Source organism: Ehrlichia japonica (genome assembly GCF_000632845.1).
GTDB classification, from domain to species: domain Bacteria; phylum Pseudomonadota; class Alphaproteobacteria; order Rickettsiales; family Anaplasmataceae; genus Ehrlichia; species Ehrlichia japonica.
Genome location: NZ_CP007474.1, coordinates 441,670 through 453,612, shown reverse-complemented (window position 1 = coordinate 453,612; position 11,943 = coordinate 441,670). Strand labels below are relative to the sequence as shown.

At 28.0% G+C, this 11,943-nt stretch carries 9 protein-coding genes and 1 other RNA gene; 1 reads left to right on the top strand and 9 read right to left on the bottom strand.

Features of this window, described 5'->3' with window-relative positions; translation table 11 throughout:
• Nucleotides 1–13: 13 nt before the first annotated feature.
• Nucleotides 14–976 (bottom strand): gamma-glutamyl-gamma-aminobutyrate hydrolase family protein, encoded by a 963-nt coding sequence (locus EHF_RS01890; RefSeq protein ID WP_232228967.1) that lies wholly within the window; start codon nucleotides 974–976, stop codon nucleotides 14–16.
• A 295-nt stretch (nucleotides 977–1,271) separates the two neighbouring features.
• On the opposite strand from EHF_RS01890, the gene EHF_RS01885 reads away from it, so the two are divergent.
• Nucleotides 1,272–1,961: a uroporphyrinogen-III synthase gene (locus tag EHF_RS01885; RefSeq protein WP_044194553.1), complete on the top strand. Its 690-nt coding sequence runs from the start codon at nucleotides 1,272–1,274 to the stop codon at nucleotides 1,959–1,961.
• Nucleotides 1,962–2,308: 347 nt separating this feature from the next.
• On the opposite strand, the gene EHF_RS01880 is transcribed toward EHF_RS01885, so the two are convergent.
• From EHF_RS01880 to ssrS, 8 genes are all read right to left on the bottom strand, one after another.
• Nucleotides 2,309–4,030: an aminopeptidase P family protein gene (locus EHF_RS01880; protein ID WP_044194550.1), complete on the bottom strand. Its 1,722-nt coding sequence runs from the start codon at nucleotides 4,028–4,030 to the stop codon at nucleotides 2,309–2,311.
• A gap of 814 nt (nucleotides 4,031–4,844) precedes the next feature.
• Nucleotides 4,845–5,366: a retropepsin-like aspartic protease family protein gene (locus EHF_RS01875; RefSeq protein ID WP_044194548.1), complete on the bottom strand. Its 522-nt coding sequence runs from the start codon at nucleotides 5,364–5,366 to the stop codon at nucleotides 4,845–4,847.
• Between the two features lie 83 nt (nucleotides 5,367–5,449).
• Nucleotides 5,450–6,277 (bottom strand): 3'-5' exonuclease, encoded by an 828-nt coding sequence (locus tag EHF_RS01870; RefSeq protein WP_044194545.1) that lies wholly within the window; start codon nucleotides 6,275–6,277, stop codon nucleotides 5,450–5,452.
• Nucleotides 6,267–7,157, bottom strand: a complete 891-nt coding sequence (gene era, locus EHF_RS01865) for a GTPase Era (RefSeq protein WP_044194542.1) — start codon at nucleotides 7,155–7,157, stop codon at nucleotides 6,267–6,269. Before era ends, EHF_RS01870 begins: the two co-directional genes overlap by 11 nt.
• Nucleotides 7,158–7,729: 572 nt before the next feature.
• On the bottom strand, nucleotides 7,730–9,061 hold the full coding sequence (ffh, locus tag EHF_RS01855; RefSeq protein WP_044194536.1) for a signal recognition particle protein: 1,332 nt from the start codon (nucleotides 9,059–9,061) through the stop codon (nucleotides 7,730–7,732).
• On the bottom strand, nucleotides 9,046–10,635 hold the full coding sequence (locus tag EHF_RS01850; RefSeq protein WP_044194533.1) for a proton-conducting transporter transmembrane domain-containing protein: 1,590 nt from the start codon (nucleotides 10,633–10,635) through the stop codon (nucleotides 9,046–9,048). The genes ffh and EHF_RS01850 overlap by 16 nt, the downstream gene beginning before the upstream one ends.
• A 624-nt stretch (nucleotides 10,636–11,259) precedes the next feature.
• Complete coding sequence (locus EHF_RS01845) at nucleotides 11,260–11,724, bottom strand: type II toxin-antitoxin system RatA family toxin (protein WP_044194530.1); 465 nt, start codon at nucleotides 11,722–11,724, stop codon at nucleotides 11,260–11,262.
• 35 nt (nucleotides 11,725–11,759) lie between these two features.
• Nucleotides 11,760–11,917, bottom strand: a non-coding RNA gene (gene ssrS / locus EHF_RS04575) — 6S RNA.
• Nucleotides 11,918–11,943 lie beyond the last annotated feature (26 nt).

Here is an 11,943-nt window from a genome sequence, read left to right as displayed (position 1 = left end):
ATATATAATTTCTTCAATTCCGAAAAAGAAAATCTTTAATTATTGCATCTGCAAGTATAATTGATGCATCCCTACCTGTACTATCTCCAAATTTTCTTTCAGCATTTATCAGAAGATATTCTGGATGGAATTGAAAATAAATATTACCATATTTATCTTCAATTGCTTCTATAACACCATCTTCTGATACGGCAGCAATACTATACCCTAAATTATACATTTTCATTATATTTTCTACATCATTATCGATTGCCTCTGAATGTGCATCTGGAAAATATATAATTTGATTCTTATCTAACTTCAAATTAGCTACAATACCTGACAGCTTACTATTAGGAAAAATTTTGATTTGATGCAAATTAGCATCTACACTTCTAGGATCAGGCATTGAAATAGTATGTGATTCTACAGAAACATGAGAATTAATTATATTTTCTACTCTCGTAATTCTAATTCCATTTGCATACATTATGCCTTGCAAACCACCACAGACGCCAAGAAGATGTATACAATGATTCTTATCATAAACTACCCTAACAATAGCATTAGTAACTAGTTGCCTATCTAAAGACGGAGCAATTGGCATAGAACTAATATTATAATAGTTTCCTGGTATAAATATTCTGTTGATATTATGTTCTTCTATAAACCTTGCAACAACACTTTCTATAATGTATCGGGATACTCCGTAATGTGTTTTATGAGTTTCATTAATCCTTATTACCTCATCTTTAACTAACTGCATAATTATATTATAATCCATCAGAACCACACGAACCCCATAACTTTCAAGTAATTGTGTAATTCCCACAGCCGTTTTATATTCATTAGGATAGCTAACAAATTCAGTAGATAATAATCCAACTACAATATCTTTCCGATCATATCTCACACATTCAGCTACTACTGATACATATGGAGTAATTAATATAGTAAAAAATAGAATTACTATTACAGCATGTCTTATTCGATACATGAACTTCATATAATATTCTTTTATAACATAGTATAAAATTACTACTGATAATAATGATCAATAAATTTAAGTATAATTAATATCAAATTAACACAATGTAAAATAAAAAAAGTACATAGATAAAGTAAGTACTTAATACGACAGCTAGGTAAATTTTAGCATAAAATTAGGGTACTATGTAATTCATGTTTACTTATCAAGTTGTACCCAAACATATCTCTTAAATATAAATATTAAGTTGATTGTCTATATATACTGAGATATGTTTTTTTTAAACAAGTACACAGTACATTATATGAAATCTTTACTAGTTACTCGACCAAAAAAAGATTCTATAAAAATCAAAGAACATCTCAATAAATTAGGCTTCAATGTCTATATCGAACCAATGTTTTCAATAAAATATTTAATAGCTAAAATCAATGTAAAGGATTTTGATTTCATCATATCCACAAGTCAGCACAGCATAATTGCTTTAAGTAAAATTACTAAAAACCGAGATATAAATATTATTACTGTCGGTAACAATACTATGAATATTGCACAAGAATTAGGTTTTACATCCGTAAAATCACTCAATGGAAATATTAATGACGTTATATCTTATATAAGAAATCATAACCAAGCTAATATCCTATATATAAGAGGCAAAGAAGTTACATGCAATCTTAAAAAAAATTTCCATTATTATAAAAATTTTCAAGAAATTATACTATACAATACAATAGATAGAAAATACTTTAGTAACCGCTGTTACAATGCTTTGTTTCAAAACAAAATATTAGGTATATTACTTTATTCTTCCAGAACTGCTAAAATATTGATTGAATTAATCAAAAAACATAATATTCACGATAAAATAGGAGGCATTACTATATATGCTATGAGTAATAAAATTGCAGATATTGCAAAAACAGCTTGCTGGAAAACTATAAAAGTATCTGATCAATCTACTAACAAATCACTGTTATCATTAATTCAGTGATACAGTAGAAATAACTATCATGTTATAATTATCAAAAAACATAATCTACTTTTTGTAAATATTTTTTATATAAAACTAACACACCATTATATGCTTTCCTTGAAAAAACTATATTATTCAATGGTTACATGATATAATTAAACTAATATCTGATATATTATTATCACACTTACTGAAATCTCTAATTCTTTTATAAAAAAGATAGATTCCTCACATATTAAAGTAAACCATAAAATTCAGATATTTCAGTAAGATATAGCTATTACTTTATGTTAAACATTATAATTTATAACATACTCATAAGACATTTTAATATACAAAAAGTCATTATTATTAAATAAAACTACTTACCTTTTCAAACTTCTACATGCATAATATAACCAATCTTTAACTTCTTTATTTACATATGGAGCAACAGTATTGTATACAAAACTATGATACTGATCTATGTAATTAATTTCTTCTTCACTTAACATATCTGCATTTATTAATTTTAAATCTATTGGTACACATGTTAATTGTTTAAATCCTAAAAAACCATCAACATGCTTTTCAACATACATAAGATTTTCAATCCTTATTCCATATTCACCATTTTTATAGTACCCTGGCTCATTTGATAAGATCATATTTGGTTTTAATGCAATATTATTCTTATAAGAAATAGCACAAGGACCTTCATGAACTGATAGAAAACTCCCTACTCCATGACCTGTACCATGTTGGTAATCAAGCCCTGATTTCCACAAATACTGCCTAGCTAATATATCCAACATTCCACCAGTAATTCCTAAGGGGAAAACTGCCATTGCTAAAGCAATATGACCTTTTAAAACCAATGTAAAATTGGTAATCTGCTCAGATGTAGGTTCCCCTATAGCAATAGTACGCGTAATATCTGTTGTCCCATCAAGATATTGCCCTCCAGAATCTAACAAATACAATCCATTTTTACAAATTAACTTATTTGTCTTACTATTCGCTTTATAATGTATTATAGCTCCATTTTCTCCAAAACCAGAGATTGTAGCAAAACTTTCACCTTGAAACAAATCTTGCTCTTGCCTAAAACTTAACAATTTTGATTCAACATCCAATTCTGTAACTCTCCGATTATTACTTAACTGAATATTCAACCAATATAATAAATTAACTACAGCAACTCCATCTCTAATATGAGCGTTAATTACACCTTGTATTTCAACATCATTTTTCTCAGCTTTCATTAAAAGACAAGGATCTGAATCATACACTAATACATCTTGTTGTTGTAAAGATAAAAAGATGTTCATTGGTATAGTAGATGCATCTATAGCTATTGATTTTACAGATTTCAAAACATTAAATAAATCATCTGAAGAATATATACTAAGATGTTTATATTTAACATCTACCAAATGCACATTATCAACAAATAAATCAACTTTTCCATCTTTATATAATATTGCTCTAGATAACACTGATGGATTATAAAGAAACTTCTTATTACGTATATTTAGCATCCATGAAATAACATCGATATCTGTGATTAATATAGCATCTTTACCAGATAAATATTTTACAATTTCACAAGACTTTTTATAACTATCAATACCAGAATACTTCAAAGGATGCTGTACTATGTTATGTTCTACAGTAAGATCACGAATCCATAATTTATCAATCAAAATTTGATCTATTGACTTCAAAACAACACCACAATCCTCATACTTTCTTACTTGACTTAAAGTAAACAAAGAAGATTCATAAGCTATAACAGTATTAGATAAACAATTTTCTACACACCATTGCCAAGGAGTTAAACTACAAACATTATGTATTTGATAATAATTAAGGTCCAATTCCTGCGCTGCTTGTAATATATATCTACCATCGGTAAAAAAATTCTGCTTACCCTCCTTTGATATTATCAAAGTAGCATTTGAACCAGAAAAATCACATAACCATTTTATTCTCTGCTTATTAACAGGTACATACTCACATTGATACTCATCTGTATTCTGCAACAACAATACATCAATTCTATATTCTTTCATTAAACCAACTAATTGATTTAACCTACCTTCCATAAATTCCACACTTGATAATAAAAAATATATATTACTACATAACAAATAGCATAGCAGTCTTTTTTCCTAATCACAAACTTAGTACTAAAATAACCTTATACTTTAAAATAAAATAAATATCTCATTAATATCAAGACTTCATAATCAACAATGAATAAAACATAATAGGCAATAAACTTCGATCAGCTAATATACTTTTTTATAATAATGTACAGTAATTCTTAAAATCTCTATTTATCAACAAACAACACTTATAGAATTTACCTAATATATCAAGCTCATTTAGTATTACATACATACTATGAATAATAATCTTACTAAGTTCTAACTTATAAGTAGTAAAATATGATAATAACCATTTAAAAAATTATATACTCACTTAGACAAATTAATTGCTTAATATTTTTACAAATCTCTATATAAAATTAAATATGCTTTTATAGCCATAGTATATTTCTAGTTATTAACACCAGTCCATATAATACCAGTAAAATATTAAAACTGAAGCTCATGAATCTTCAATGTTAAACAACTATATTCCAGATTACCAGTACCACCTGAAGTAATGGTCAACAATAATAGTTATGCACTTATATGTCACCGTGTCAAATTTATGAAGATATGCTAAAAGACGAAGTTATACTAAATTTAATAAATAATACATCTATCTATTAGAAATATTTATCTAAATCCGTAAAACTAAAACAGTACAACTATCAATTAAAAAATCACATACTTTCGATAAATAAGGCATTTATATAACATTTTTTCACATTATTCTATGTGAAATCATTGATCAATCATATTAAACATTTTAATAAGAATTTAATGTTAATTTATCTCCACTCATATTGAAATGAAAATATTGTAAAAAACTCATTCCTAAAAGAGAAGTGCGCATCGGAGAAACATTAACACTAGCTTTTACATTATTAACAATAAATTTTCCTACCTGCATTTCAGATATTTCTACATATAAAGCTTTTACTGTACCATTAGCAGTATGATAAGTCTTCTTTCTATTTAAGTACTTTAGATGATTTTTCAATCTCTTTGCATCTTCCACTGACAAGACTATATCAGTAGCCCCAGTGTCAACTAAAAAATTAACTGGTATACCATGCACCATAGCTTCTATATAAAAATGACCATCTTTGGCTCTACGAAACTCAACTCCTCCTCCATCAACGTAACTAACGCTTGTGTTTTGAGTAACGTTATTTGGAAAAAATTTCTCAAAGTATTTTCTATTAGCAACATCACCTTTTATCCCGTCAAACAGTGTTACTAACACTATAAAACCTAACCAAAATAATACATACTTTACATTTCGCATAATGGATTCCAAAAAATTCACTAATATAATAACGATATACTAGTAAATATATAAATTAATTAACTAAATATATGGATCTATGCTTAAAGATAAAAATTTCCGCTACAAGATTTATCCCACTCGATTCTAAATTGTTTGAAATGTTCCTTTTCATTAGCATCTAAATACGATAATAAATCACTTATGCTATCATTATAATTTAGTGATGTAATTCTATCTTGATAATGCATCATCCTTAAGTATACTAAATAAGTATTTATTACATCTGTCTCACAGTAATCACGAATCTCAGATATTTTACCGTTATCATATAATTCAGCAACCCTTGACCCATCAATACCAAATTTACCAGGAAAATTCAATACTGAACATACCTCATTCATCTTTATTCTAGCAGAAGTACCAAAATCAGAAAGATAATCTAATAGATCACAATGCCAATCAATGCTATAACGTTGAAAATAATTATTCCACTTATCCCCAATTTTATACAAACACCCCGCCTGTATACCATGTACCATAGCTCTATATTTTAATACTGGGAAATCAAAAGTACGTCCATTAAAAGATACAAACCTTGGTCTCAAAGATGAAACATATTGAAAAAATCCCTTTAGCAAATCCTTTTCTGTAGACTCTACTTTTCCACCAGAACGTATCTCTTGTAAATGAAAGGATTCATATTCCCCTATTCTTTTAATATCTGCTTTTAGAAAACTAATAGCAACCACCTTATGAAAAGGTTGTCTTAAAAATGGATTCTTACCATCAGTAACTTCCAAATGGTAATTTATTAATGCTTCTCTTTTTTCATTTAGCTCAACCGTATCATCAAAATTACTCAAAAGATTACAACAAACATCTACATCTGGAACTGTTTCTATATCAAAAACTAATAAACTATTCAACATATCCTACACATTTATCTAAATAATTTAGCCAAAATTCTCTAACTTTTACAAATAAAAAAAGATGTATCTTCAAATTAAGAATTTCCTGAAGATCAGATCTAGATTCTATACTAATCTTCTTTATCATTTCTCCCTTTTTACCTAAAATTATAGTTCTATGACTATCTTTAGTTACATATATTACCTGCTTAACAATTAAGCTTCCATCTTCTTTTTCTTCTAATGCCTCAGTAACTACAGATAAAGAATAAGGTAATTCATGATGTAGAGACAAAAATAACTTTTCCCGTGTAATTTCAGCCATAAAAAACTTTAACGGCGCATCACTAATCTGATCTTCAGGATATAACCAAGGACCACTAGGCGAAATTTCACATAGGTAATCAATTAAACGACTTAATCCAATATTATGTAATGCTGATATAGTAAAAGTTTTACTAAAATTATGTAATAAATACATATGTTCTATAGCCTTATCAATTGATGACACAGATACCCTATCAATTTTATTTACTACTAGAATAGCGTTAATATTAGATTGCTTGATTCTACTAATAATCTTTTCAACATGCTTATTCAAATAATTTTTTACATCAAGTAACAGTATTATACTTTCAATACCTTTGAGAGACATCCAAGCATGTTTTACTATAAATTTTTCCAACTTTGTCTTTGGAGAAAAAATACCTGGTGTATCTATAAATATTAACTGAACATTTTCATTATTCAATACAGCATGCATTCTAACTCTAGTAGTCTGCACTTTTGGAGTTACTGCTGCAACTTTTTGTCCCACCAGCATGTTAATTAATGTCGATTTTCCTGCATTAGTTGTTCCAACTATAGCAGTCATAGAACACTTTTTATCTGTATGATCCATATTCCTTTGCTAATACTAAGTAACCAAATAGACAGTACATTCTTGTGTTTACAAGAAGACATAAAAAAGTAACACAATGTATATTTAAAACCCTTAAAACTATCGTGTAAAACTATAGGTAATACAATACTAATTACAGTAGATATCATAAAACCGAACTCTACATTACACATCAAAAACACATACTATGCAATAAAATTTTTTAATAATTTAAAAGCACATTTCAGTTATTACAATAAACTCACATAAATATCTTCTAACAAAATAATTAATAAATTTTGAAAATTAATTCATAACTTAATTATATGCTTTTCATCGTATAGACTACTGATAAAAAACCAGAGATTCCGATAAACCATGCAAATTACATACATATAAAAACATAACCACCTACTCAGAAATGATTTCAAAACATTTAAAAATAAGACCTTTACTACTCCACTATTATGTACAGTTTTCGTATATTTTAACTTGTTATAAAAAACGTAGAATTCATGAAACACAAAAGCTACATAGAACATAAAATTTTATCAAAATATTTTATAATGAAATATATACTAAAAAATTGGAAATTATTTCTCATTAAATAGATTCATAAAATTTGTACTTTTAAGCTTACTAAATTTACCCATCAAGTTACTCATTTGGTTAAATTGCTTTATTAACATATTAATAACGTTAATATGTACTCCAGAACCTTTTGCAATTCTAGCTTTACGTGCACCATTCAATATCTTAGGATTTTTTCTTTCTTGTTTTGTCATAGAATTAATAATTGCTATATATTGTTTCGATCTACTATCATTTGCAATTACAGAAACTTGACGTTTAATATCAGGACCAAAATTAGGAATAAATTTCAAAATATTAGCAATACCACCTAACTTATTTAAAGCCTTCAAATGGTGCACTAAATCATTTAGGTCAAATTCACCTTTCTGAGCTTTTCTTTGCATTTCATCTATAGCATGCTTACCTACAGCTTCTGTAGCCTTTTCTACTAAAGATACAACGTCACCCATATTTAATATTCGTTTAGCAATCCTATCTGGATAAAAATCATCCAAATCATTCAACTTCTCACCAGTAGCAATAAATTTAATAGGCTTACCAACCGACATCTTCATAGAAAGTGCAGCACCACCCCTAGCATCCCCATCAACACGGGTTAAAATTATACCTGTAATCCCACTGCTATCAAATGACTTAGCTACATTTACAGCATCTTGACCTATCATAGAATCAACAACCAAAATCACTTCACTAGGAGAGGTAAGATCTCTAATGGCTTGTAATTCTTCCATCATCACCTGATCAATATGCAATCTTCCTGCTGTATCTAAAATTAAAACATCAAAATCATTTTGTTGAACAATATCCACTGCTCTCTTTGCTATCTCAATAGGAGTTTGATTTTCAATAATAGGCAAAGTTTGAACATCTATCTGTTCTCCCAATATTTCCAATTGTTTTTGAGCTGCAGGACGATAGACGTCCAACGATACCATTAAGACTTCTTTCCCTTTATTTTTTAATTTTAACGCTAACTTAGCCGTAGTTGTAGTTTTACCAACACCTTGAAGCCCTATCATCATAATAACAGAAAAAGGCTTATTAGAGATATTTAACTCACACTTTTCAGATCCTAATATTTCAATCAAACAATCCTGGATCTTCTTTATTATCATTTGTGTCGGTAATACACCTTTTACAGTAGTTTCCCCAACTATTTTTTCCTTAACATTACTGATAAAATTCTTAACTACAACTAAAGAAACATCTGCTTCAAGCAAAGCGACTTTCACTTCTTCCATTGTAGCATCAAAGTCCTCAGAAGAAATAACATGCTTACTCTGCATCCTTTGAATTACATTAGTTAAACTACTAGTTAAAGATTCAAACATAAGTATACAACAACCATAATAATAATAAATAACATACCTAGCATTATTGTTAATCCTAAAGGATTAACACTTGATATACTCAAAATTTCCCGACTGCTCTTAGAACATAATAATACTCCCTTATCCAACACATGGTTTAACATCGCAACAAGAATATTATAAATGCATAACAAAAACTTGTTAACAAGCAATACTACACGCATAAACAATACTCTATAGACCCAATCAATGTCCATAATAAAATTAACTCTTCCCTTAAAAAGGGAGGGGAAACAACTAAAAAACACTATACTTCCAAATATTAATTTAAATTGCAATACAATACTATCCCACTTTCCAATACCTTCCCGCGCTAACAGGAAACTGAATACTATCCCGAACAATACACAAATTAATGCTAATATTGAGATTGATAGCTTAGATCCCACACAAACCTTTTTAACAACAGGACTTTCTGTAGATTTAGATATAAATATATACGAAAAAAACTTTATTCCAACGCTCATAAATAATAACATACTACATAGCAAGAATAATTTACCTATTAACACCTCTGTAGGATTCATATTATTTATCATGTGTATAATCTTAAACTTTACAACAAAACCAGCAGTACCAGGTAAAGACCCCATATTAGATATAGCAACTAGAGAACACATTGCTTCAATTGGCATTTTTTTGAATAATCCACCAATTTCACTAAGATTAAATCTTTGAGTACTATTTATCACAGAAGTAGCAACCATAAATAACAAACTCTGATAAATTATAGACAGAATTATCTGTAAAATAATTATATCACTAACACCATCATCATTATACCCATAAGAAAATCCTATCGTGGTGATAACTAATCCCATCTGTCCAACTAAATTATAGCAAAGTAAACGCTTAATATTATTTTCTAATATCGAAAAAATTATCCCATAAATAGATGTTGCTATACCCAAAAACAATAATATTTTTTCTCCATGAAAAAATAACATCAAAAGATATGCTGAAACTTTAGTAGTAAATACAGATAAAATGATAGTATCATTATTCAATGCTGTAGAATAAGTATCTGTTACCCAAGAAGATAAAGGAAAGCAAGCACAATTGATCAATAAACCTATTAGAAAAAACACTTTATAATTATCTTCACCACTAACTGATCCCAAAAATTGACCAGACGCTCCAGTAAGCAACATCACACCAGCTAAAAAATGAATAAATGAATAATGCATAAATACTCTTCTGTTAGTTCCATTAGAGCCAGAAGCAACTATTATTAATACACTTAATGTCATAACCTCAAATAACATGGCTACAGATAATAAACTCGTTGAAGAAATAGTGGCTATGCTGCTTAAGTAATATAGAAGATATAAAATTGTCTCACGTCTTTCTATATTCCAAATATATAAAAAAACTAGAACTATAATAATAGAAAATGTAGCAAATATTAACATACTACCAACATTATATTCAATCTCTATATCATATAAAGGTATCACTAACATGATGAATGCTAAAAAGATGAATTCAGGCATAAGTGATATAATAGAGTAGCGGTTAGTGGAATGTTTAGTCATAATAACTCAAATTATATAGTATTATTATTTCTCAACTATATATTAACTAATACTAAATCGCACTAAAAATAGCTATTAAACATTGGAAATATAAATATATTTCTTATTAGAACAACTGTATTTCTCTTCACAAAAAAGTAATAAAAAAATGCTATTGGATTGTATTATCCTGCAACTCAGAAATAATTGGAAATATCAAAAAAAAAAAAAAAAAAAAAAAAAAAAAGCTCACATATACAACTTTTTTTAATTATTAAAATTTTAACTAACTATATCGAAACAACAACCGCTCAATATTGATAATTGTGATATTTTTTTAGATATAGCAGGCAGAAAGATTACATGTTGGTCAGGTCAATAATGAGAAAGTTTAAAGTTATTAAAGATTCGATTTCTTATGACGAAGTAATTTTAGTTGTTAATCCTATTAAATATAATAATTCATTTCCTGTAAACAGCAAAATCTATCATTGATTATAATATCTATATTAAACAAATATATTCTTACTTACCCTTCAGGTTTAAAATAATTAATACAAAGATAGAACCATAACCTGACTAGAGTTATCTGTTTGTTAATACAAGTAACGACTTCTTTTGCTACTTGTAAAATATAATAATATATTACTCAGGTAACAATAAACTATTTGCCCTATTTTTAAAAGCAGTCATTATTCTCTTATATGCACTATCACAAACCAAATTAAATGCAGACTGTAACATAGGTACTTTAAAAGCACAATTTATATAAAACTGTACTAATGTTTGATTTTCCCCCCTTGGAATAAATGTCCATTGATTATGCAAAAATCTAAATAATCCCTCTACTGCTTCAACCTTTATCCACCCTTCTTGATTCATAGTAGGCTCCTTAAATATAACATTTGAAGTATACTGACCACTTAACCCTTTAAAATTAGCTAACAAATCAGCTATTATTATATTTTCCCTACGTTCTTTTATATAAACTGCTTTACACCATGGAAGAAAATCAGGGTATTTCTCAACATCTAATACTATATTGAATAAATCAACAGCAGAAAAATTGATAATATCGCTATCATTTAAGTTATATTCATTTCTAGACATAACAAGATTTCATAAGAAATATAAATCCCAAATGGGGAGAAACCGTTATTGCCGTCTATGCTCTGAATATCCTGAGATTTAAAGCTAAGGTGGGCACCATTTATTAATCTCCATTGACTAACAGTGACAGTTCCCTAAAAAATCAATTGAGCTCGAGGAATTAACTTAACTTCAACGTACAATACAGAAACCCCCATTGGAATCCTAACACAATATAAT

Bases quoted from the DNA above. Each gene is read 5' to 3' on its own strand.
- EHF_RS01870 (WP_044194545.1), bottom strand. From the start codon at position 6,277: ATGTTGAATAGTTTATTAGTTTTTGATATAGAAACAGTTCCAGATGTA.
- ffh (WP_044194536.1), bottom strand. From the start codon at position 9,061: ATGTTTGAATCTTTAACTAGTAGTTTAACTAATGTAATTCAAAGGATG.
- EHF_RS01880 (WP_044194550.1), bottom strand. From the start codon at position 4,030: ATGGAAGGTAGGTTAAATCAATTAGTTGGTTTAATGAAAGAATATAGA.
- EHF_RS01850 (WP_044194533.1), bottom strand. From the start codon at position 10,635: ATGACTAAACATTCCACTAACCGCTACTCTATTATATCACTTATGCCT.
- EHF_RS01885 (WP_044194553.1), top strand. From the start codon at position 1,272: ATGAAATCTTTACTAGTTACTCGACCAAAAAAAGATTCTATAAAAATC.
- EHF_RS01875 (WP_044194548.1), bottom strand. From the start codon at position 5,366: ATGCGAAATGTAAAGTATGTATTATTTTGGTTAGGTTTTATAGTGTTA.
- era (WP_044194542.1), bottom strand. From the start codon at position 7,157: ATGGATCATACAGATAAAAAGTGTTCTATGACTGCTATAGTTGGAACA.
- EHF_RS01845 (WP_044194530.1), bottom strand. From the start codon at position 11,724: ATGTCTAGAAATGAATATAACTTAAATGATAGCGATATTATCAATTTT.
- EHF_RS01890 (WP_232228967.1), bottom strand. From the start codon at position 976: ATGTATCGAATAAGACATGCTGTAATAGTAATTCTATTTTTTACTATA.